Here is a 20,369-nt window from a genome sequence, read left to right on the forward strand (position 1 = left end):
ACCGTTACCAAAGGGGAACAACGATGCGCGGACTATTCGGGCTGTTGATCATCTTGATCGTGGCAGGCATTCCGGTGCGGCAGATCTTGCTGCGGACCGGCTTCTCACAGTGGTGGACCCTGCTTGTGCTGGTGCCGGTGGTGAACCTGGTGGCGCTGTGGATTTTCGCGTTCTCGAACTGGCCGCGGCAGTCTTCTCAGCCGGGCAACGTGCTGCCTAACCAGAACTAAAAGACGCGCGCACCAAAGAAAACGGCCCGCTTTCGGCGGGCCGGAAGAGTCTCTCCTCGATGCCTTGCGAACAAGACATGAACGGAGCATAGCGCCCCTCGTCCGTCTCGGGCAGTCGGGACAAACCCGGTAGGGAAAAACGCCTAACGCTAGGCCCGGTGCGGCTTCGCACCGCAGCAACGCATGCTGGGTCAAGCATGCACCGCGGGCAAGTCCGCTGCACCTGCCGGACGGCTGAGACGGTGCGTGGCGCACGCCGCGTGTGCGCCATGCACCACTGCAACGCACTCGCCACGCATCGGCTTTTAGAAGGCGGAATCCACGCTTGCAGCCTGCTTACAACACCAGAAAAGCACAGGCCTGCAGGTTGCAGCGCCGGGCCGTATCATGCGGCAGGCCCTCCGGCCACGAGCCGGGCATAACGATAAAGTGGGTCGCCGATTCTTTCCGGGGGATACAACCATGCCGTTCTTCACGCGCGCGCTGCCGGCTGCAGCGTTGCTCTTCGCTTCGCTGTTCAGTTTTGCGCCGGGCACTGTCCTGGCCTCCTCCACGCCGGTGCTTGACCGCATCCGCGACACCGGCACCGTCCGCGTCGCCTACCGCGAAAGCTCCGTGCCCTTTTCCTTCTACGACGCCGACAAAAAGCCCGTCGGCTACGCCATGGACCTCTGCCTGCGCGTGGTCGACAAGCTGCGCACCGACCTCAAGCGGCCCGACCTGAAAGTGCAGTATGTGATGGTCACGCCGTCGACGCGGATACCAGCCATCACTGAAGGCAAGGCCGACCTCGAATGCGGTTCGACCACCAACAACCGCGAACGCCGCGAAAAAGTGGCCTTCACGATCCCGCATTACATCGCGGGCATCCGCATGATCGTCAAGACCTCGTCGGGCATCCGCAAGTGGGACGACCTGCGCGGCAAGACCGTCGTCACGACCAAGGGCACCACCAGCGTGGCCGAACTGCGCAAGATGAACGACGTGCGCGTGCTGAACATGACGTTCCTCGAAGCCAAGGACCACGCCGAATCCTTCGCGATGGTCGAAGCCGGCAAGGCCGACGCCTTTGCGATGGATGATGTGCTGCTCTACGGCTTCCGCGCCAACACCAAGACCCCAAGCGACTACGCTGTCGTCGGCGACATGCTGACGGTCGAGCCCTACGCGATCATGCTGAGCAAGGACGACCCCGAGTTCAAGCGCCTCGTCGATCGCGCGATGACCAACATCATCCTCGACTACGACGCCGACAAGCTCTACAAGAAGTGGTTCCAGCAACCGATTCCGCCGCACAGCGCAAAGCTCGATATTCCGATGAGCTTCCTGCTGCGCGACTCGTTCAAGTACCCGAGCGACAAGGTGGCTGACTAAACGAAGCCGCACGCGGCATCAGCGCCGCCGTCATTGCACGGCGGCGTTTTACTTGGTGCCGTCAGCGCTGGGACGGCAGCATCGGCCTGTTCAGCAGGCGCGACAACACCGCTTCCGGCGAATGCGTGCGATCTGCAATGGCGGCCGGATCCAGGTAGAACGTCTGCTCCATCATCGCGCGGCCGCGCATCGCCGCGTGCAGCGCCTGGTCGCTGAAGACGACCCATGTAGCGCCAGGCGCAAACTCGAAAGTCTGCTGCGCCGCGCCGCGCTGATACGCCAGATCGGCCTTCGCAAGATCATGCAGCTGCAGCATGCGGTGGTCATACTCCGAGCGCCGGCGCTTGGTGATGTGAAGCTTGTGCATGAGCCACGACTGCCCTGGAAGCATCCCGCGCGTCTTGGGCACGAAACGCTGGGCGAAGTCGGCAAACGGCTCGCCGATGCGCCAGACGCGCGGGGCGTCCGGATCGACGTTGTGGAACACGCGCAAAAGGCGTTGGCCGTGCAGCGGGTTCGAAGGAAATGCGTCGACGTGCAGGCGCGTATCGTCCTTGCGCCAGCTCACCGGCCGCCCGGCAATCTCGGCCGGCCGCAGCGAGGTGCCGGCGCGTTTCAGGTGTGGCGCATAGTCGGGAAAAAGCGCCAGGACAAGGCGCTCCGCGGCATCAGCGTAACGGCGGATCAGCGCGGCAAGATCGTTCAGATCTGCGGGCGCCCCCACGGCGCCACGCACCGCGGTTTCGTTCGCACGCAGGTTGATGTTCTTCGTCTTACCGTCGGACCAGTGAGCGTCGAGAAAACGCTGCTCACGAGCATCGAGCGGAAAGTCGAGCTGCGAAAAATGCAATACATTGCCGCGCTCGAGTGCGGAGCGCATGGCAGCCGCCTCGTCGGGTGTCACCGCAGGCGCCCATTCGCGCACTGGCCAGGGCACAACCATATCGATGGCAGGCGGTACAACGATGCCTGGTTGCCCGGAACGCCCCTCGCGCACCGGCGGTTTAGCGGGCGCAAACCCTTGCATACTTCCCATGAACTTATCAATCGCTTACGCAAACAATCGCGAATGATAGTGCGCTCACCAACTCAGTGCATCGCCAGGAAACACAACGTAGCATGTCGTACGCAGTGTGCCGACAGAGCGTCGGGCGCTCGGAACGGATTCAGAGGAAGTGCTTGACCACCTGCTCTTCCAGGCCGACAAAGCGCACGAGCTGGCGTGAACCATCAGGAAACTGCTTGATGACGTGGCCGTCGGGGGTATCGGTGTGACGGAAATAGATCGGTCGATCGATCGTCCCGGCCCGATGCTTGGGGAGCAGGCTCTCCAGCGACGGCTCCACCGTCCACGGATCGTCCCGTTCTTCGGATGTCAGCATGTTGGTCGCCTAGGAGGTTTCTGGAATAGGTCATGAAGCATAACTTCCGTGAACAAACGTGGAAAGTTCGTAATACTTAAATCTGATTCTTTGACCGATCGTTCGTTCGCTTTAGCGTTTGCTTCATCCCAGGAGCCCCCGAACTGTGGGCGGCAACCTACAGAACCCATGGCGTCATCATCGTTTCATATGGCATCGGTAACCGCTGCCCATTCGGCCCTCCACCCCCGTGCCTCACTGGTCTTGGCCCTGCAAATTGCGTAGAATCGCGGCTCGCTCGGGCGGCCGTTCGCGTCACCCGGGGGTCGGTCACTCGCCGTAGCACAATGGATAGTGCACGCGCCTCCTAAGCGTGAGATACAGGTTCGATTCCTGTCGGCGGGACCAGCAGATACGACAAAGCCAGGCAACACGCCTGGCTTTTGTTTTCTTGCCCGCACAAAACAACGAGGCCCGCCACACGCGGGCGGGCCTATGGCTGCGGATGGCCCCGGGCCATCTAGGTCAACACCGGCAGCGCTTCGAGCACGAGCAGCCCGATCAACACCCCGATGATCGTCAGCAGCACGCGAATCCCTACTCGCGCACCTCGGATCACCAGTGGCGCAGACGCCAGTCCGATCACGCCCGCAACGCAAACGGCGAGCAACAGGTACAGGTTGGAGAAGGCCATCGGGAATTCCATCATCCGCCCCTTTCCGGCCGTTAGCATGGCCGGTATTTTTAGTATAGGCCGCGGGTTCAAGCCGGCAAGCGGCGCCGGCACCTACATCGGTGCCACTGGCATCTTTTGCGCACTGCAAAAATTTGTGCTATAGTCCGTGGCTTGGCTGCTTACTGCCGTATTTTTCGGTCCGCGGTAGGTCGATGTGCTGGTTCAAACCGGCGCGCATCGCCCGAATCCCCGCCCGTTGCATGCATGCGCAGCCGATTGCCATTGTGCTTGGCATCGTCTCCGATCTCCCGCGTGGATTCACATCACGCCGAAGGGACCGCCGCCCCACCTCGCTGACTTTTTCAGCTTGAGGCCGGCCCATTCCCCCGCCTGTCCGTTCTGCAGCCCGTCTGTCGAACCGGCCTTATCCGATTGGCGCCGACGCCCGTGATTAACCGGTCGCCGTATCCCATTTCCGTCGCCTGCATCCGTTGATGTAGCGGCGCGGCAGCCTTACTACCTATTCGACATGACGCAGCCTCAAGACGGCAGCGGCGCTATTGCGCACGCTGAAACCAGCAATACCAATACCGAAAATCTCATCGCCGAAGCCGCGACCCGTGCCAGCGCCTTTGCTGCGCTGGGCCTGGACGATCGCATCGTCCGCGCGCTGAGCGAAGTGAACTACACCACGCCCACGCCGGTGCAGGCGCAAGCCATTCCGGCCTGCCTGTCGGGCCGCGACCTGCTGGTCTCGAGCCAGACCGGTTCGGGCAAGACCGCCGCGTTCATCCTGCCGGCCATCCAGCGCATCAGCGAGCAGCCTGAGCCGCAGCGTCCGCGCATGGACGGCCCGCCGCAACGCATGAAGGGGCGCCGCCCCCGCCCGGCACCGGCCAAGCCGTCGCTGCTGGTGCTCACGCCCACGCGTGAACTTGCCCTGCAAGTGACCACCGCCACCGCACAATACGGCCGCCATCTGCGCCGTATCGTCTGCGCGAGCATCCTGGGCGGCATGCCCTACCCGAAGCAGCTCGACATGCTGGCACGCATGCCGGACATCATCATCGCCACGCCGGGCCGCCTGCTCGACCACATCGACTCGGGCCGCATCGACCTGTCGGCGCTCGACATGCTCGTCTTTGACGAAGCCGACCGCATGCTCGACATGGGCTTCTCGGATGACATCGACGCCATCGTCGGTGCCACGCCGGCCACGCGTCAGATGCTGATGTTCTCGGCCACCATGGACCGCCGCATCGAGCAACTGGCCGAGCGCATGATGCGCGAGCCGCAACGTATCGAAATCGCCGCCGCCAAAGTCGATCAGAGCAACATCGAAGAGCGCCTGCACTTCACCGACGACATGTCGCACAAGCAGCAACTGCTGGATCACCTGCTACGCGATGCGTCGCTCAAGCAAGCCATCGTCTTCACGGCGACCAAGCGTGATGCCGACTCACTGGCCGAGCGCCTGACCGAGCACGGCTTCTCCGCCGGCGCCTTGCATGGCGATATGCACCAAGGTGCGCGCAACCGTACGCTGACGGCATTGCGCCGCGGCCAATTGCGCGTGCTGGTGGCCACCGACGTGGCAGCCCGCGGCATCGACGTGCCGGACATCACGCACGTGGTCAACTTTGACCTGCCCAAGCAAGCCGAAGACTACGTGCACCGTATCGGCCGTACGGGCCGTGCCGGCCGCAGCGGTATCGCCATCAACCTGGTGAACCACAACGACACGTTCCAATGGCGCCGCATTGAGCGCTTCGTTGATCGCCGTATCGACGCATCCGTGGTGGAAGGCCTGGAGCCGAAGCGCTCGGCCAAGCCGCGTACCGGCGGCCCGCGTGCCGGCGGCGACCGTGGCGGCTACCGTGGGAACGGTGGCAATGGCGGCGGTTATCGCGGCCAACGCGAAGGCTACGGCGCACGCCAGGGTGGCAATGGCGGCAACAGCGAAGGTCGCGTCCAGCGCAGCTTCGGCGGCGACCGCGACGGCTTCGCCCCCCGCCGCGACGATCGCAACGGTAACAGCGGCGGCTACCAAGGTGGCCAACGCGAATGGAACCGCGACGACCGCGCCCCGCGTCAGTCGTACGGCCAAGGCGTGCAAAACCGTGGCGGCGAATGGCAACAGCGTCCCGCGCGTACGCCGGGCACGCAAGAAGCCAGCCGTGGCTACGGCAACAACAATGGCGGCAACGGCAACGGTGGCGGCTATGGCAATCGTGACGGCAACCGCGAGAGCTACGGCAACCGCGAAGGCGCCCCGCGTCGCTTTGGCGACAACAACGGCGGCAGCCGCTTCGGCGGCGGCGGCAACAGCGCGCAGCGTCGCAGCGACGGCAACCGCGACAGCTACGGTAGCAAGGGCCGTTCGCGCGACTTCGATCGTTGATTGATCACGGGCTATCCCCTCCGGATAGCCCCAGCAGACAGCCGATAAAAAAACCCCACGTCTAACGGCGTGGGGTTTTTTGTTTCCTCGGTAACGCCGGTTCATCGCAGCTCGCCTTGCCCGCCTTGTCCAAGCGGGCATATGAGTCGCTGTTTCCGAATGCCCATCGCCCGACGTGTTGTGTCAGTGCCTCGGCCAATAAAAACCCCCGCCGAAGCGAGGGTTGCGTGCGGTTGCGCCCATCAAAGCGCGCAGGTCCGGAAGCCGACAAAAACGTCATCGCGCTCTGGCAGCAGGAAGCCCCGGAAACGGGGATGACGCGCGCGCTGTGGCGTATGGGCGGCGGCGCCACGCACCGCCTGCATCGTCATGAAGTGAGGCGCCGACAGGCTCGCCACACGGCCGCGCGGCACACCCGGCACGAAATCCGGATACGGCTCGAACGGCGACGACGTCCACTCCCACACCTGCCCCCAATGGAAACCGGCACGGCCTTGCACCGCGGCCATCTCCCATTCGTCTTCGGTCGGTAAGCGGCGGCCGGCCCAGCGACACCACGCCTGGGCTTCGTACAGGCTCACATGGCGCACGGCTTCATCTCGGTTGATCGTACGCGCCTGACCGTAGCGCAGCGCCTGCCAAGTGCGCGTGGCGGGATCGCGCTGCCAACCCAGCGGCGCCGAGCGCTCCTGCATCATCAGCCACTCCATGCCAGCCGGCGACCACCACTGCGGATGGTCGTAACCACGGTCTTCGATGAACTCCAGGTATTGGCCGTTCGTGACCGGCTGCGCATCGATCTCGAACGCGGGCACATACGTGCGGTACGGCGGACACTCGTTGTCGAAGAAAAAACCATCGGCGTCGGGCCAGCCCATCTGGAAGCGGCCGCCGGGCAACGACAATGTCTGTGCAGCCGGTACGGCCACGGCGGCCAGCGGCGGTTGTCCGGCGGGTTGCAGGCCGAGCACCTGCAGCAAGCCGTGCAGATGTTCGGCGCACAGGTCTTCATGAAAGACTGCCCAGCGGAACGGCTCGAGCGCCGCATCGTCATCCGTGCCGAGCGTGGCGAGCTTGCGCAGCACGCGGTCGAGCACATCGTGCGCGTACTGCTTGATCGCCGCGATGCCGGGCAGCGTCAGTTCCCAGCATGCCTCCGGCGGCATGCGATCCATGTCGAAGAAGTTGTCGGCGCCATCGAGCGCGGCAGGCAGCGTGCCCTGCCAGAGCGCCAGGTCCCACTCGGTGCCGGCGCCGTCCTCGATGGTGTCGCTGCCGTTGCGACGCGGCTCGCGCAGGCACCAGAACTCGGCAAACCACGCGAGTTGGCCCAGCGTCCAGAGCGGGGGTGCGTGATGTTCCACGCGCTCAATCTGCCAGCCGCGCTGCGTATCGCCAAACGCGGACAACAACGCCAGCGTCCGATTGCGTGCGTCGACAAGGCTGTACGCGATGCCCTGGCGCGGCAGGCGGCGGCCGTCGGTCCAGTCGGGTAGCGATCCGATGAAGGTCGGATCGGGGAGCATGAAGAATTCAGCCATCGCGGCAAACCTCGGGCGGGAATCAGCCCATTATCGCACCGGCCTGCTTGGCGCTCTGCCGCCCCGCCTAGCGTCGCGTTCGCGCCTAACGGCCCACGCTTGCGTGGCAAACGGCAAAGTCGCTGCCGGCGTCGGTCCAGGCATGCAGGTCTTCGAAACCGGCATCGGCAAACATCGTATGCAGGCTCGGCAAGTCGTATTTGACGGAGTTCTCGGTATGCATGCGTTCGCCAGCGGCGAAGGCACGCGCCTGCTTGCCCCACCGCACCGTGACATCGCGGCGCGCTTCCAGATGCATCTCAACACGGTGCGCATCCGCGCGGTACAGCGCGACATGGCGCCAATCCCGGACGTCGAAATTCGCACCCAGGAGCCGATTCAGGTTGCGCAGCACGTTCAGGTTGAACGCTGCCGTCACACCCAGCGGATCATCGTAAGCAGCTTCGAGCCGGTGGCTATCTTTGATGAGGTCGATGCCGATCAGCACACTGTCACCAGGGGCAGAAGCTTCGTGCAGGCGCGAGAGAAATGCCCCCGCCTCTTGCGGCGTGAAATTGCCCAGGCTCGAACCGGGGTAGAACCACACACGGCGCCCATCGCCCACAGCATCGGGCAACACCAGCGGCGCGCACAGATCGGCGCCAATGCCGACCATCGGCAATTGCGGATGCTGACGCGCAAGCCCCCGGAGCGTATCGCGCAGGAAATCCGCCGAGATATCGATCGCCACATAGCGCGACGGTGCAAGCGTGCGGAACAGGCGTGCGGCCTTTTCGCAATTGCCGGCGCCCAGGTCGATCAACGTGGCGCCACGCCCGACGCGCATCGCGATCTCGGCCGCATGCAGGCTGAAGATCGCGGCTTCGGTGCGCGTCGGGTAGTACTCGGGCAGGTCGGTAATCGCTTCGAACAGACGTGAGCCCAGGGCATCGTAGAAGAACTTGGGGCTGATACTGGCCGCAGATGAGAGCAAGCCGGCTTCCGCCTCGGCACGCAGTGCGGCGTCGTCTTCCGTAAACAGCTGGTAAAAAGTCAGGCCCGCGCCAACGGCGTCGACCGTGGGCTGCGGCTGGGTCAGACGAGCCAGCGCGCGGCGGGCGTAGGCATCGGCGGACGGCTTGGTGGCCTGCATGGTGTCTCCCGTTGTGGGTGGAACGGCACGGTGCTGCATGTTCATGAGGGCCATTGGCAGCGAGAAATGTGCCATCGCGCCGATGCCATCGCCGCACGCCGGTGGCGCGCGGATGAAATTGCAGCGTAGACGCCGCTTTGTGACAGCGCCACCGTTCTTTCGCCGGAGACCGCCACAACGCGGCATCGCATCAATCGTAAAAATCACCCGCGCCACTGAAAAAATCGCACACACCGCGACACCATGCCGATGTTGCGTTTTTGCAGCGCACAATCCACGCGCTGCGATATAATGCGGACTTCCTCAAAGGGGAGTAGCTCGGGGGTTCTTCAGCCCCAGGCACGATCGTCATGACGAAGCGCACGCTTCCGGTCGTGCCGGCACCAGCAGGTTTCCAACCTGTTCGTGTCGAGCAAGACCTTTGCAACCGGATTCCATGGTCTGCAAAGCGTCTCGTCCCAGCACTCCATGCAGTCCGGTCAACCGATTTTTATTGTTGTTTGACTTGGAGCCGCCATGGAATGGTTATCTGACATCTTCACCATGCAGTTTGCTGCCGCGCTGGCATCGATCATCGTGATCGACCTCGTGCTTGCGGGCGATAACGCCATCCTTATCGCGCTGGCTGCGCGCAACCTGCCGCCCGAACTGCAGAAGAAAGCCATCATGTGGGGCGCCGCGGGCGCCATCATCGTGCGTGCGCTGATGACGCTGGCGGTGGTATGGCTGCTGAAGATTCCCGGCCTGATGCTCTTGGGCGGATTGGCACTGGTGTGGATTGCATGGAAGCTGCTGGCTGACGACGGCCAGGGCGGCGATGAACACGGCGCGGGCAGCACCACGCTGATGGGCGCCATGAAGACCATCATCATCGCCGATGCGGTGATGGGCATCGACAACGTGCTCGCCATTGCCGGCGCATCGCACGGCAGCTTCCTGCTGGTGGTGCTCGGCCTGTTGATCAGCGTGCCGGTGGTGGTGTGGGGGAGCGGCGTGGTACTGCGCCTGATCGAGCGGTTCCCGATCATCATCTACGGCGGCGCGGCGGTGCTGGCTTATACGGCCGCGCACATGATCGTGGCTGAACCCGTTCTCAAGCCGTTCTTTGCCGCACAGCCGCCGCTTAAGTGGGCGGTGTATGTGGCGGTGTTTCTGATCGTGCTGGGCGGTGGTTGGCTGGTGCAACGTCGCCGCCAACAACCCGCCTAAGCCAGGATCGGCTGACCGGCGAGCACGCGCGCCAGCTTGGCGCGATCAATATTGCCACCGGTCAGCGGCAGGCCGATGCGCCGGCCGGCAATCTGCTCCCGCTGCTGCCATGCACCCGCCAGGGCCGCGGCGGCGGCGCCCTCGGCTACGTTATGCGTGGTGGAGAAGTACAAGCGAATGGCCTCCGCCACTTCGTCATCCGTCACCGCAATGATCTCGTCGACCCCAGCGCGAATCACCTCAAGCGCCTTCGCATCCGGTGTGCGGCAGGCGAGCCCGTCGGCCAGCAGCGTCGACACCGGCGCCGACACCACGGTACCGCTTGCGAACGAGTGCTCGTAGCATCGGGCATGCGCCGACACAACGCCAACAATGCGTGTCGACAGCCCCAGCGCATCGCGCACCCGTACCGCCGCACAAACGCCCGAACCCATGCCGATCGGCACGTAGACCACGTCCAGCGGCGTGGTCTCCAGGAATTCCAGCCAGTAGCTCGCCACTCCCGCCACCAGATCTTCGTGATACGAGGGCACAAAGTGCAAGCCACGTTCAGCGGCCAGTTGATCGGCGGCCTCGCGGCTCGCCTGGAAGTCATCGCCCGCTTCAATCAGCTCGGCACCGAGTGCGCGCATGGCGGCGTTCTTCTCCACGCTATTGCCGTGCGGTACGACGATGGTGACGGCCATACCGTTCCGGCGCGCCGCCAATGCAATCGACTGACCATGATTGCCGCGTGTCGCTGCGATCACGCCGCGTACCTGCGGCTCACGTTGGCGCAAGGCATGCAGATAGGTCAGCCCACCCCGCACCTTGAACGCGCCCACCTCTGTGTGGTTCTCATGCTTCACCCACACCGCCGCGCCCATGGCTTGCGAGAGCAACGGCCAACAATACTGCGGAGTCTGCGGAATCACCGCATGGACGACGCAGGCCGCTGCGCGCAGACGGCGCAATTCGGAGGTACGGTCCAGCGTCGCGGGGGGTGCAATGGGTGACATGGTGTTTCTCCGGCAGACAGTTCGAAGCGATGGCGCCATCTTGCCAGCCCCGCCCTGCCTGGCAACATCGACAATTCCCCGCTTTGTCAGCCCAGCCGTGCCGCCCCTTCAACCGGGCCAGTTTCCGGACACTGCCGGTACAGTCGACGTCGCGCCGCTCACGTTACAATGCGGATCACTCGTTTTCCGACGCACTGCCTCTTCGCCCGCGCTCGCATGAAGCCTTATCTCGACCTGATGCGCCATGTCTACGCACATGGCACCGACAAAGCCGACCGCACCGGCACCGGCACGCGCTCCGTGTTCGGCCACCAGATGCGCTTCAACCTGCAGGACGGCTTTCCGCTGGTGACCACCAAGAAGGTCCACATCAAGTCCATCGTCTATGAGTTGCTGTGGTTCCTGCAGGGCTCGACCAACGTGCGGTGGCTGCAAGATAACGGCGTGACGATCTGGGACGAATGGGCCGACGCCGACGGCGAACTGGGTCCGGTCTACGGCTCGCAGTGGCGCTCGTGGCCGACGCCCAACGGCGAACACATCGACCAGATCGCCGAGCTGATCGCACAGATCAAGCGCAACCCCGATTCGCGCCGGCTGATTGTCTCCGCCTGGAACGTGGCCGACATCCCGCGCATGAAGCTGCCGCCCTGCCACGCGTTCTTCCAGTTCTACGTGGCCGACGGCAAGCTGTCGTGCCAGCTCTACCAGCGCAGCGCCGACATCTTCCTCGGCGTGCCGTTCAACATCGCCAGCTACGCGCTGCTCGTGCACATGGTTGCCCAGCAGACTGGCCTCGATGTGGGTGATTTTGTCTGGACCGGCGGCGATTGCCACCTCTATAGCAACCACTTCGAACAGGTCGAGACGCAACTCGCGCGCGAACCGCTGCCATTGCCTAAGCTGCACATCAAGCGCAAGCCCGAAAGCATCTTCGACTACCAGTACGAAGACTTTGAGATCGTCGGCTACCAGAGCCACGCTGCAATCAAAGCGCCGGTGGCCGTGTAACCGTATGACCATCCTGACGCTCATCGTCGCCCGCGCCCGCAACGGCGTGATTGGCCGCGACAACACCCTGCCCTGGCGCCTGCCCGAAGATCTCGCGCACTTCAAGCGCACCACCATGGGCGCGCCCATCGTGATGGGCCGCAAGACATACGACTCGATCGGCCGCCCGCTGCCTGGCAGGCGCAACATTGTCGTCACGCGCAATGCCAAGCTCGAACTGCCGGGCTGCGAAATCGCGCATTCGATGGAAGACGCACAGCGCCTGTGTGTAGGCGCCGAGCAGATCTTCCTGATCGGCGGCGCGCAACTGTATGCGGATGCCCTCCCGAGCGCGGACCGCCTGATCGTCACGGAGATTGACGCCGATTTCGAAGGCGATGCGCACTTCCCCACGCCCGACCCGAAGGTCTGGCACGAAGTCGCACGCGAGACGCACCACGCGGCAGCGCCCAACGATTTCGACTACGCGTTCGTTACATACGAACGTCCGCCATCGAACGAGCAGTAACCGGCAGCAGAGGCAATAAAAAACGCGCTCAGTTTCGAGCGCGTTTGTCATTTCGGCGTTGGGCGGCTTATTCGCCGGCAATCGTCATCTGTTCGATCAGGATCGAGCCGGTTTCCTTCGTACCACGTACGAGCGCATCCGCACCGATGGCAACGATCTGGCGAAACATCTCACCCAGGTTGCCGGCAATCGTGATCTCTTCCACCGGATACTGGATCACGCCGTTCTCTACCCAATAGCCCGACGCGCCGCGCGAGTAGTCGCCCGTGACGTAGTTCACGCCCTGGCCCATCAGTTCGGTTACCAGCAGCCCCGTGCCCATGCGGCGCAGCATGCCGGCAAAGTCGTCCTCGGGCGTGGTCTTGTCGGAGAACAGCCTCAGGTTGTGCGAGCCGCCTGCGTTGCCCGTGGTCTGCATGCCGAGCTTGCGCGCGGAATACGTCGACAGGAAGTAGCCCTCCACCACGCCGTTCTTCACCACATTGCGGCGCTGCGTGCGTACGCCCTCCTCGTCGAACGGCGCGCTGCCCATGCCGCTGAGGACGTGCGGGTCCTCGGCGATCTGCACGTGCGGCGCGAAGACTTCCTTGCCCAGCGTATCGAGCAGGAACGTCGACTTGCGGTACAACGCGCCCCCCGACACCGCCTGCACAAACGCGCCCAGCAAACCCGCAGCCAGCGGCGCCTCGAACAACACAGGGCACTTGCGCGTCGTCAGCCGGCGCGCGGACAAACGCGCCAGCGCGCGTTCCGCCGCGTACTTGCCGATCGCTTCGGGCGCGGCCAGATCGTCCGGCGAGCGCTTGGACGAATACCAATCGTCGCGCTGCATATGCGCCCCCGAGCCGGCGATCGGCGCGGCCGAAATGAAGTGACGCGAATACGGGTAGCCCGCCATGAAACCGCGCGACGTGGCCAGCACGAAGTGCGAATGCTGGGCCGAAATGCTCGAGCCATCGCTGTTGCGGATCTTCGGGCTCACGGCAAAGGCTGCGGCTTCCGCGGCGCGTGCGATCTCCACGGCGGCTTCCGCGTCGATCATCCATGGGTGATAGAGCTGCAGGTCTTGCGGGTGTTTCTCAAGCAGTTCTTCTTCTGCCAGGCCAGCGCAATCATCGTCGGCGGTAAAGCGCGCGATGTTGTAGGCGGCCTCGACGGTGAACCGCAAGGCTGCCGGCGAAAAGTCGGACGTGCTGGCGTTGCCGCGCTTCTTGCCCAGCATGACCGTCACGCCAACAATTTTGTCGCGGTTCTGCTCAATGGTCTCGATCTCGCCCTTTCGCACCGTGACCGACAGGCCCTGGCCTTCGGAGATTTCCGTCGCGGCATCGGAGGCGCCGAGCTCGCGTGCAATGCGCAGCACATCGGTGGCCATCTCCTCGAGTTGTTCGCGGCGGTAGGCAAACACGGGGTCGGTCTTGGAATCGAGCGTTTGAGACATAGGCAGTAGAGGGGAGAAACGGGTGCCGCGATTTTGCCAAAAGCGGGCGGAAACGCCCATCATAGCAAGATACAATGCGCGCCATGAGCCGAGCATCCCGACACAACCCCACGTATCTGCAACCCATCGTGCGCACCGACATCGGTGACGAGGACGATCCGGATACGCCCAAGAGCAAATCGCAGCGCAAGCGCGAGGTGAACGCCTTGCAGGATCTGGGCACCGCCCTGGAAGCGCTGCCCAAGGACAAACTCGCAAAGGTGCCGTTGCCCGAAAAGCTGGTCGACGCCCTGCGCGAAGCCAAACGCACCACCGCCCATGAAGGCAAGCGCCGCCAGATGCAGTACATCGGCAAGCTGATGCGCGCCCTGACCGACGAGGAAGTCGAAGCCATCCGCCGCGTGCTGGCCACCTTCGTTGGCGCCTCCAAGGCGGAAACCGCTCGCCTGCACGCCATCGAGCGTTGGCGCGATCGCCTGATCGCCAGCGACGACGCCGTCACGGAGTTCATTGCAGCGCACCCGGATTCCGACGTGCAAGCCCTGCGCACGCTGGTGCGCAATGCGCGCAAGGAAGCGCAGCTGGCCAAGCCACCCAAGTCGTCGCGCGAGCTGTTCCAGATGGTCAAGCAGGCCCTGGCCGGCGGTGACCGCGACGAAGGCGACGCCGATCAACCCGAAGCCGAAGACGACGAAGCATGACTGCCCCCGCCCCATCCGCCCCGATCGCCCGCCGCCACCCCGACGAGCTGATCATCGGCTTTGTGTCGATTTCGGACCGCGCCTCAGCGGGCACGTACCAGGATGAAGGGATTCCGGCACTGCGCGACTGGTTCGGCGCCGCGCTCTCGTCGCCGTGGCAAGCGGTGGAGCGGCTGATTCCGGACGACCAAGCGACGATTTCCGAAACACTGATCGACCTCGTCGACCATGCCGGCTGCGACCTGGTACTCACCACGGGCGGCACCGGCCCAACGCGCCGCGATGTGACGCCCGAGGCCACGCTGGCGATCGCCACCAAGGAAATGCCGGGTTTTGGCGAGCAGATGCGCCAGATCAGCCTGAACTTCGTGCCGACGGCGATTTTGTCGCGTCAGGTTGCAGTGATCCGCGAAACGCCGTCACGCGCCACGCTGATCATCAACCTGCCCGGTCAGCCGCGCGCCATCAAGGAAACGCTGGAAGGTTTGAAGGATGTGGAAGGCCGCGCCACGGTGTCGGGCATCTTTGCGGCCGTGCCTTACTGCATCGACCTGATCGGCGGCCCGTATGTCGACACGCACGACAGCGTGGTCAAGGCCTGGCGGCCCAAGCACGCTGTGCGCGCAAAACCGCTGCAGGTTTAATTATGGAGCGACCGAAGACGCCAGCGCTTCAGCGTCCGGCGTTTGCGGCACGTCGCGGATGAAGTGCTCGCGGTAGTAACGCAGCTCTTCGATCGATTCGATGATGTCTGCGAACGCCGTGTGCCGCTGGTGCTTCGTAAAGCCCTTGGCAATAGCCGGCTGCCAGCGCTTGCAGAGTTCCTTGAGCGTGGAAACGTCCAGGTTGCGGTAATGGAAGTACTCCTCCAGCTTGGGCATGTAGCGCGCCATGAAACGGCGGTCCTGGCAGATGGAGTTGCCGCACATCGGCGATTTGCTCTTCGGCACCCACTTCTTGAGGAATGCCAGCAGTTCGGCTTCCGCTTCCGCTTCCGTCGTGGTCGAGGCCTTGACCTTGTCGATCAGGCCCGAACGGCCGTGCGTGCCCTTGTTCCACGCGTCCATGCCGTCGAGCAGTTCGTCGGATTGATGGATCACCAGCACCGGGCCTTCAGCCAGAATGTTCAGCTCCGAATCCGTTACCACCACGGCCACTTCGATGATGCGATCGTTTTCGGGGCTCAGGCCAGTCATCTCCATGTCGAGCCAGACCAGATTGTTGTCGCTCTTGGCGGCAACGCGGCTGGGGGTGGACGAGGATGCGGCAGACGGGGAAACAGGGGTACTCACTGGGGTGCTCACTCAAGGGCCTTGAGAAAATGACTGAAGGCTATAATTTTCGCATATCTGATAGGTGTTTCCCCACATGCCCGCCTTTACTGCTGTCTTCCTGATCGCCCTTGTATTGATGTCCGCCACGCGCCTGTGGCTGGCCGCGCGGCAAGTCCGCCACGTGGCGCGTCACCGCGATGCTGTGCCTGCACAGTTTGCCGAGTCGATCACGCTGGACATGCACCGCAAGGCTGCCGACTACACCATCGCCCGCACCCGGCTGGCGATGCTCGAAGTACCGGTTCAGGCCGCCCTGCTGATCGCGCTGACGTTGCTCGGCGGGCTGAACTGGATCAACCAGGCATGGCTGGGCGTGTTTGGCCCCGGCTACGTGTATGGCGTGGCGCTTATCGCGTCGGTCATCGTCATCAGCAGCGTGATCGAGTTGCCGTTTTCGCTGTACGCGCAGTTTGTCGTCGAAGAGCGTTTCGGCTTCAACCGCATGACATTCAAGCTGTGGCTGGCCGACAACCTCAAAGGCCTGGCCATCGGCACCGTGCTGGGTCTGCCGCTGCTGCTGGCAGTGCTCTGGCTGATGGACAAGATGGGCGCGCACTGGTGGCTGTATACCTGGATCGTGTGGATGGCGTTCATGCTGTTTGTGCAGGCCATCTACCCGAACGTCATCGCACCGCTCTACAACAAGTTCACCCCACTGCAGGACGAGGAAATGCGCTCGCGCATCGAGAACCTGCTCAAGCGCTGCGGCTTCGCCAGCAAGGGCCTGTTCGTGATGGACGGCAGCCGCCGCAGTGCCCACGGCAACGCCTACTTCAGCGGCTTTGGTGCAACCAAGCGCATCGTCTTCTTCGACACGCTGCTCGCCCGCCTGAACCCATCTGAAATGGAAGCCGTGCTCGCACACGAGCTGGGCCATTTCAAGCGCCATCACATCACCAAGCGCATCGCCGTGACGTTCGTGCTGAGCCTCGGTGCACTGGCGCTGCTCGGCTGGCTCATGACGCGTACGTGGTTCTACCTGGGCCTGGGCGTCGCGCCGAACCTGTTCTCCGACAACCACGCGCTGGCGCTGATGCTGTTTTTCCTGGTGCTGCCGGTGTTCACGTTCTTCGTCTCGCCGCTGGCGAGCCTGTCGTCCCGCAAGGACGAGTATGAAGCGGATGCCTTTGCCGCAGAGCATGCCGACGCCAATCAACTCGTCTCGGCGCTGGTCAAGCTGTTCCAGGACAACGCATCGACGCTCACCCCGGACCCGGTCTACTCAACGTTCTACTATTCGCACCCGACTGCATCGCAGCGCGTGGAGCGCCTCGTACAGGCCCGCACAGCATGACGCGCGGCAAACCGGGCCGTGCTCATAAACAGACTGCAAGCGGCGAACACGGACTCGTCATCGCCGCGCACGGGCGCCATTACCTCGTAGAACGCGAAGGGGGCGGTTTCCTGCAATGCTTCCCGCGCGGCAAGCGCAGCGAGTGCGCCGTCGGCGATCGCGTGGTCTATGAAGCCACCGCCGTCGACCAGGGCGTTGTCGTGCGCGTGGACGAGCGCCGCAACCTGCTCCACCGCTCCGACCAGTTCAAATCGAAGGTGCTGGCCGCAAACCTGGATCAGGTCATCATCATGCTCGGTACCGAGCCGAGCTTTTCGGAAGACCTGCTCGGCCGCGCGCTCGTCGCGGCAGAGTCCCTCGGAATCACCCCGCTGATCCTGCTCAATAAGATCGACCTGACCGCACGGCTGGAGACGGCTCGCTCGCGCCTGGCGCTCTATCGGGAGTTGGGTTACACGATCGTGGAACTGACCGTGCATGGTGCGCCGGAGGCCGCGCACGCAGCGCTCGAGCCGCACGTGGCTGGGCGCGCATCGATCCTGATCGGGCAGTCGGGCATGGGCAAGTCGTCGCTGCTGAATCTGCTGATTCCGGGCGTGGAAGCGCAAACGCGCGAGATCTCCGAAAAACTCGATTCGGGCAAGCACACGACCACCTTCACGCGGCTCTATCACCTGCCCCCAGCATGGGGCCAGGGCGGCGTGCTGATCGACTCGCCGGGCTTCCAGGAATTTGGCCTGCATCACCTGAGCGAAGGCATGCTGGAACGCGCCTTCCCCGAATTCCGCCCGCGCCTGACCGAGTGCCGCTTTTATAACTGCCGGCACCTGCAAGAACCCGGCTGTGGCATTCTGGGTGCAATGGCCGAAGGCAAGATCGATCCACGCCGGCACCAGCTTTACGCGCAACTGCTGCACGAATCGGAGCAGCAGAAGCCTTGGTAACGGCTTCGTAAAACGCTCGGGGAGGCTGGGATGAAATTGCTGATCAGCAGTCCATCGCTCGGCATGGCCGCACACTGGCAGAACGTGCTGTCCGCCGCCGGCATTCGCACCGAGCTGCGCAACATCTACCTGAGCAGCGTAGCGGGGGACGTTCCGCCGCAGGACTGCGCGGCGCAAGTCTGGCTGGTCAACCCGGCGCAGGAAGCGCAGGCGCTAGCGCTGCTCGATCAGGCGCAGCATCCGCCGACCGGCCCGGCATGGCGTTGCATGCATTGCGGCGAGAGTCACGAGCCGCAGTTCGCCCAGTGCTGGCGCTGCGGCAAAGACCGCGAGAATGCGGCCTGATTGATCGTTCGGCGGCCAAGCGTCGTGCGTCAGCCTAGCCACACGGCAATCGACAGCATCGCCAGCAGCAGCATCCACAGCACGACCGCGCGCCACACCAGCCCTACCGCTGACTGCAGCGTGCGCACGTTCGGCTCCTGCCCCACTTCCATCGGATAGGCGCCATCCTCGTCGGCAATGCTATCCGCCGAATCGCGTTGCGGAATGGGCGTACCAAGACGCACGCCGAGCGCACCGCCACCCGCCGCCAGCAAGATGCCATTCACTTCGTTGTTCCACTTGGCAGCGCGGTTGCGCCAGGCGTACACGGCATCTTCGAAGTTGCCGACGATGGAGAAGCCGATGGCGGTCAGGCGCGCGGGGACGTAGTCAATGACAAAAAACGCCTGCCGGGCGAATAGACCCAGCGCGGGGCTGCGCTCCGTCGATGTATCACTCCAGTGTCGAGCCAGATACTCCGCGCCGCGGTACAGCACCACACCTGCGGGTCCGATCGGCACCAGGAACCAGAAGAACACGCCAAACACGTGACGATGCGCCGCCACGATCGCGCATTCGAGCGTATGGCGGACGATCTCATTGACCGGCATGTCGGTCGTGTCCTGTCCTGACCACTCGTTGAGCAGCAGGCGCGCAGTGACAACATCATCGCTGCGCAGCGCCTCGTGGATATCGGTGAAGTAGTGGCTGAACTGGCGGAAGCCAAGCGTCAGGTAGACCATCAGCACGTTCCACAGGAACGCCAGCCCGAGGCTGATCGACGACAGCAGGTAGTGCACCAGCGCCACGACCACCACGGCCGGCAGTGTGACCACGCACCACGCGAGCACAGCATCGCGACGATGGCCGGTGTCGAACCATTCTTCTGCCCGCGCAGCCAGAGCGCGCACGACGTCGTAGATCGGGTTGTCCCGGCTGAGCGCACGGAACTGTTCGAGAATCAGCGCGCAGAGTACGGAGAAAAAAGTCATTGGAGGGGCGTTGCGAAGGCGTGGATCGCGCCGTGAATGCGATGTGTAAGACGATAGCACACAGCGTGCGCGCAACAGCGCACCGGGGGCCCATATTCGCGCCGGCGCTACGCTGCCAGCAGGTGGTACAGGTTGCGCAGCATGCCCGCCGTCGCCCCCCAGATGAAGTGATGGCCGGAGTCAGGCGCTTGGTCAGATCGCCGATACGGCATCGCGTAGAAACGACGCACACGGTCTTCCCACCGCAGCTCGCGGACTTGATGGTTAGCCGGGTCCATCAAAAAGGCCAGCGGCACTTCAAACACCTCGGCCACTTCACTTGGGTCCGGCTGCAGCGTGAAATCGGGCACCAGCAAGCCGACAATCGGACTCACATGGAAACCCGTCCCGGTGATGTAGTCCGGCAGGCGACCGACCACCTCGATGTGATCCGCACTGATGCCGACCTCTTCCATCGTCTCGCGCAGTGCTGTGTCGACCATGTCCCGGTCAAATTCTTCACGCCCACCGCCGGGAAAGCTGACCTGGCCGGCATGTTGGCTAAGCGATGCATTGCGTTGCGTCAGCAGCACAGTCAGCCCCACCTCGCGCTGCACCAGCGGCACCAGCACCGCCGCCTCGCGCAGCTTGAGCGAAGCATCGATCAGGCGCGATTCATCTGTCTGTTCCGGCTGCCAGTCGGGTTGCGTCTGCAACCGTTCGCGCACGAATTCCGCCGTCAGCCGCGAGACCCCAAGTGCCGGCAATGATGCCTCGGTCGGCACCACCGGCAACTGCTCAGGATCGAACACGGGACGGCGCATCGGATGGAAATGAATGGGTTGTGGGTGGAAGACATACATGCGGTCAATCTTCCGCCGCAAAAGAGAAAAAAGGCACCCGAAGGTGCCTTTTCGCA

The 20,369-nt window shown here is 63.7% G+C and carries 21 protein-coding genes and 1 tRNA gene; 12 read left to right on the forward strand and 10 right to left on the reverse strand.

What is annotated here, in order from left to right; translation table 11 throughout:
• Nucleotides 1-23 precede the first annotated feature (23 nt).
• Both R2N16_RS06290 and R2N16_RS06295 read left to right on the forward strand, forming a co-directional pair.
• Nucleotides 24-230, forward strand: a complete 207-nt coding sequence (locus R2N16_RS06290; protein WP_316664716.1) for a hypothetical protein — start codon at nucleotides 24-26, stop codon at nucleotides 228-230.
• A gap of 462 nt (nucleotides 231-692) precedes the next feature.
• Complete coding sequence (locus tag R2N16_RS06295) at nucleotides 693-1,604, forward strand: amino acid ABC transporter substrate-binding protein (protein ID WP_316664717.1); 912 nt, start codon at nucleotides 693-695, stop codon at nucleotides 1,602-1,604.
• Between the two features lie 61 nt (nucleotides 1,605-1,665).
• Here the strand turns inward: R2N16_RS06295 and kdoO are convergent, their stop codons facing one another.
• Together kdoO and R2N16_RS06305 are read right to left on the reverse strand one after the other, a co-directional pair.
• Nucleotides 1,666-2,640, reverse strand: coding sequence for a Kdo hydroxylase KdoO (gene kdoO, locus R2N16_RS06300; RefSeq protein ID WP_316664719.1), 975 nt, complete (start codon nucleotides 2,638-2,640; stop codon nucleotides 1,666-1,668).
• Nucleotides 2,641-2,770: 130 nt separating this feature from the next.
• Nucleotides 2,771-2,986, reverse strand: coding sequence for a hypothetical protein (locus tag R2N16_RS06305; protein WP_147214150.1), 216 nt, complete (start codon nucleotides 2,984-2,986; stop codon nucleotides 2,771-2,773).
• 312 nt (nucleotides 2,987-3,298) lie between these two features.
• Between R2N16_RS06305 and R2N16_RS06310 the strand changes: the two genes are divergently transcribed.
• A tRNA-Arg gene (locus R2N16_RS06310) sits at nucleotides 3,299-3,373 on the forward strand.
• 112 nt (nucleotides 3,374-3,485) lie between these two features.
• Here the strand turns inward: R2N16_RS06310 and R2N16_RS06315 are convergent.
• The gene (locus tag R2N16_RS06315; RefSeq protein ID WP_012435166.1) at nucleotides 3,486-3,674 is read right to left on the reverse strand and encodes a hypothetical protein; all 189 of its coding nucleotides are present in this window, start codon (nucleotides 3,672-3,674) and stop codon (nucleotides 3,486-3,488) included.
• Between the two features lie 496 nt (nucleotides 3,675-4,170).
• Here R2N16_RS06315 and R2N16_RS06320 point away from each other — a divergent pair, with 496 nt between their 5' ends.
• Entirely contained in the window at nucleotides 4,171-6,042 is a 1,872-nt protein-coding gene (locus R2N16_RS06320) for a DEAD/DEAH box helicase (protein WP_316664721.1), read from the forward strand.
• 242 nt (nucleotides 6,043-6,284) lie between these two features.
• Here R2N16_RS06320 and R2N16_RS06325 read toward each other — a convergent pair whose 3' ends face one another.
• Together R2N16_RS06325 and egtD are read right to left on the reverse strand one after the other, a co-directional pair.
• On the reverse strand, nucleotides 6,285-7,583 hold the full coding sequence (locus R2N16_RS06325; protein WP_316664722.1) for an SUMF1/EgtB/PvdO family nonheme iron enzyme: 1,299 nt from the start codon (nucleotides 7,581-7,583) through the stop codon (nucleotides 6,285-6,287).
• Nucleotides 7,584-7,668: 85 nt separating this feature from the next.
• Nucleotides 7,669-8,715 (reverse strand): L-histidine N(alpha)-methyltransferase, encoded by a 1,047-nt coding sequence (gene egtD, locus R2N16_RS06330; protein ID WP_316664723.1) that lies wholly within the window; start codon nucleotides 8,713-8,715, stop codon nucleotides 7,669-7,671.
• A gap of 516 nt (nucleotides 8,716-9,231) precedes the next feature.
• Between egtD and R2N16_RS06335 the strand changes: the two genes are divergently transcribed.
• Entirely contained in the window at nucleotides 9,232-9,924 is a 693-nt protein-coding gene (locus R2N16_RS06335; protein ID WP_316664724.1) for a TerC family protein, read from the forward strand.
• On the opposite strand, the gene R2N16_RS06340 is transcribed toward R2N16_RS06335, so the two are convergent.
• Entirely contained in the window at nucleotides 9,921-10,922 is a 1,002-nt protein-coding gene (locus R2N16_RS06340) for a threonine dehydratase (RefSeq protein WP_316664725.1), read from the reverse strand. The genes R2N16_RS06335 and R2N16_RS06340 overlap by 4 nt on opposite strands.
• A 216-nt stretch (nucleotides 10,923-11,138) precedes the next feature.
• Between R2N16_RS06340 and R2N16_RS06345 the strand changes: the two genes are divergently transcribed.
• On the forward strand, nucleotides 11,139-11,933 hold the full coding sequence (locus tag R2N16_RS06345) for a thymidylate synthase (RefSeq protein WP_316664727.1): 795 nt from the start codon (nucleotides 11,139-11,141) through the stop codon (nucleotides 11,931-11,933).
• 4 nt (nucleotides 11,934-11,937) lie between these two features.
• A complete protein-coding gene (locus R2N16_RS06350) occupies nucleotides 11,938-12,441 on the forward strand; it encodes a dihydrofolate reductase (RefSeq protein ID WP_316664729.1) in 504 nt (167 codons plus the stop codon).
• A gap of 67 nt (nucleotides 12,442-12,508) precedes the next feature.
• On the opposite strand, the gene pmbA is transcribed toward R2N16_RS06350, so the two are convergent.
• The gene (gene pmbA, locus R2N16_RS06355; RefSeq protein WP_316664730.1) at nucleotides 12,509-13,882 is read right to left on the reverse strand and encodes a metalloprotease PmbA; all 1,374 of its coding nucleotides are present in this window, start codon (nucleotides 13,880-13,882) and stop codon (nucleotides 12,509-12,511) included.
• 83 nt (nucleotides 13,883-13,965) lie between these two features.
• Here pmbA and yjgA point away from each other — a divergent pair, with 83 nt between their 5' ends.
• Nucleotides 13,966-14,583 (forward strand): ribosome biogenesis factor YjgA, encoded by a 618-nt coding sequence (gene yjgA / locus R2N16_RS06360; RefSeq protein WP_316664731.1) that lies wholly within the window; start codon nucleotides 13,966-13,968, stop codon nucleotides 14,581-14,583.
• A complete protein-coding gene (gene mog, locus R2N16_RS06365) occupies nucleotides 14,580-15,227 on the forward strand; it encodes a molybdopterin adenylyltransferase (protein ID WP_316664732.1) in 648 nt (215 codons plus the stop codon). The genes yjgA and mog overlap by 4 nt, the downstream gene beginning before the upstream one ends.
• Here the strand turns inward: mog and orn are convergent, their stop codons facing one another.
• The gene (gene orn, locus R2N16_RS06370) at nucleotides 15,228-15,875 is read right to left on the reverse strand and encodes an oligoribonuclease (protein WP_428984092.1); all 648 of its coding nucleotides are present in this window, start codon (nucleotides 15,873-15,875) and stop codon (nucleotides 15,228-15,230) included.
• Nucleotides 15,876-15,951: 76 nt separating this feature from the next.
• Between orn and R2N16_RS06375 the strand changes: the two genes are divergently transcribed.
• From R2N16_RS06375 to R2N16_RS06385, 3 genes are read left to right on the forward strand one after another with little or no spacing between them, the layout of a single operon-like run.
• Nucleotides 15,952-17,211, forward strand: coding sequence for a M48 family metallopeptidase (locus tag R2N16_RS06375; RefSeq protein ID WP_316664736.1), 1,260 nt, complete (start codon nucleotides 15,952-15,954; stop codon nucleotides 17,209-17,211).
• The gene (gene rsgA / locus R2N16_RS06380; RefSeq protein WP_316664737.1) at nucleotides 17,208-18,155 is read left to right on the forward strand and encodes a ribosome small subunit-dependent GTPase A; all 948 of its coding nucleotides are present in this window, start codon (nucleotides 17,208-17,210) and stop codon (nucleotides 18,153-18,155) included. Before R2N16_RS06375 ends, rsgA begins: the two co-directional genes overlap by 4 nt.
• A 30-nt stretch (nucleotides 18,156-18,185) precedes the next feature.
• On the forward strand, nucleotides 18,186-18,500 hold the full coding sequence (locus R2N16_RS06385; RefSeq protein WP_316664738.1) for a hypothetical protein: 315 nt from the start codon (nucleotides 18,186-18,188) through the stop codon (nucleotides 18,498-18,500).
• Nucleotides 18,501-18,529: 29 nt separating this feature from the next.
• On the opposite strand, the gene R2N16_RS06390 is transcribed toward R2N16_RS06385, so the two are convergent.
• Both R2N16_RS06390 and R2N16_RS06395 read right to left on the reverse strand, forming a co-directional pair.
• Nucleotides 18,530-19,471, reverse strand: a complete 942-nt coding sequence (locus tag R2N16_RS06390) for a CobD/CbiB family protein (RefSeq protein ID WP_316664739.1) — start codon at nucleotides 19,469-19,471, stop codon at nucleotides 18,530-18,532.
• 107 nt (nucleotides 19,472-19,578) lie between these two features.
• Nucleotides 19,579-20,274: a CoA pyrophosphatase gene (locus tag R2N16_RS06395; RefSeq protein WP_316664858.1), complete on the reverse strand. Its 696-nt coding sequence runs from the start codon at nucleotides 20,272-20,274 to the stop codon at nucleotides 19,579-19,581.
• Nucleotides 20,275-20,369: the final 95 nt, after the last annotated feature.

Origin of the sequence: Ralstonia psammae, from assembly GCF_958405935.1 — a bacterium.
Taxonomy (GTDB): domain Bacteria; phylum Pseudomonadota; class Gammaproteobacteria; order Burkholderiales; family Burkholderiaceae; genus Ralstonia; species Ralstonia psammae.

What these genes read in the sequence shown, in the direction of transcription:
- R2N16_RS06375 (WP_316664736.1), top strand. Translation starts at nt 15,952, where the DNA reads ATGCCCGCCTTTACTGCTGTCTTCCTGATCGCCCTTGTATTGATGTCC.
- R2N16_RS06390 (WP_316664739.1), bottom strand. Translation starts at nt 19,471, where the DNA reads ATGACTTTTTTCTCCGTACTCTGCGCGCTGATTCTCGAACAGTTCCGT.
- R2N16_RS06340 (WP_316664725.1), bottom strand. Translation starts at nt 10,922, where the DNA reads ATGTCACCCATTGCACCCCCCGCGACGCTGGACCGTACCTCCGAATTG.
- R2N16_RS06320 (WP_316664721.1), top strand. Translation starts at nt 4,171, where the DNA reads ATGACGCAGCCTCAAGACGGCAGCGGCGCTATTGCGCACGCTGAAACC.
- R2N16_RS06335 (WP_316664724.1), top strand. Translation starts at nt 9,232, where the DNA reads ATGGAATGGTTATCTGACATCTTCACCATGCAGTTTGCTGCCGCGCTG.
- rsgA (WP_316664737.1), top strand. Translation starts at nt 17,208, where the DNA reads ATGACGCGCGGCAAACCGGGCCGTGCTCATAAACAGACTGCAAGCGGC.
- pmbA (WP_316664730.1), bottom strand. Translation starts at nt 13,882, where the DNA reads ATGTCTCAAACGCTCGATTCCAAGACCGACCCCGTGTTTGCCTACCGC.
- yjgA (WP_316664731.1), top strand. Translation starts at nt 13,966, where the DNA reads ATGAGCCGAGCATCCCGACACAACCCCACGTATCTGCAACCCATCGTG.
- R2N16_RS06345 (WP_316664727.1), top strand. Translation starts at nt 11,139, where the DNA reads ATGAAGCCTTATCTCGACCTGATGCGCCATGTCTACGCACATGGCACC.
- mog (WP_316664732.1), top strand. Translation starts at nt 14,580, where the DNA reads ATGACTGCCCCCGCCCCATCCGCCCCGATCGCCCGCCGCCACCCCGAC.
- R2N16_RS06290 (WP_316664716.1), top strand. Translation starts at nt 24, where the DNA reads ATGCGCGGACTATTCGGGCTGTTGATCATCTTGATCGTGGCAGGCATT.
- R2N16_RS06350 (WP_316664729.1), top strand. Translation starts at nt 11,938, where the DNA reads ATGACCATCCTGACGCTCATCGTCGCCCGCGCCCGCAACGGCGTGATT.
- R2N16_RS06305 (WP_147214150.1), bottom strand. Translation starts at nt 2,986, where the DNA reads ATGCTGACATCCGAAGAACGGGACGATCCGTGGACGGTGGAGCCGTCG.
- egtD (WP_316664723.1), bottom strand. Translation starts at nt 8,715, where the DNA reads ATGCAGGCCACCAAGCCGTCCGCCGATGCCTACGCCCGCCGCGCGCTG.
- R2N16_RS06385 (WP_316664738.1), top strand. Translation starts at nt 18,186, where the DNA reads ATGAAATTGCTGATCAGCAGTCCATCGCTCGGCATGGCCGCACACTGG.
- R2N16_RS06295 (WP_316664717.1), top strand. Translation starts at nt 693, where the DNA reads ATGCCGTTCTTCACGCGCGCGCTGCCGGCTGCAGCGTTGCTCTTCGCT.
- R2N16_RS06395 (WP_316664858.1), bottom strand. Translation starts at nt 20,274, where the DNA reads ATGCGCCGTCCCGTGTTCGATCCTGAGCAGTTGCCGGTGGTGCCGACC.
- R2N16_RS06325 (WP_316664722.1), bottom strand. Translation starts at nt 7,583, where the DNA reads ATGGCTGAATTCTTCATGCTCCCCGATCCGACCTTCATCGGATCGCTA.
- kdoO (WP_316664719.1), bottom strand. Translation starts at nt 2,640, where the DNA reads ATGGGAAGTATGCAAGGGTTTGCGCCCGCTAAACCGCCGGTGCGCGAG.
- R2N16_RS06315 (WP_012435166.1), bottom strand. Translation starts at nt 3,674, where the DNA reads ATGATGGAATTCCCGATGGCCTTCTCCAACCTGTACCTGTTGCTCGCC.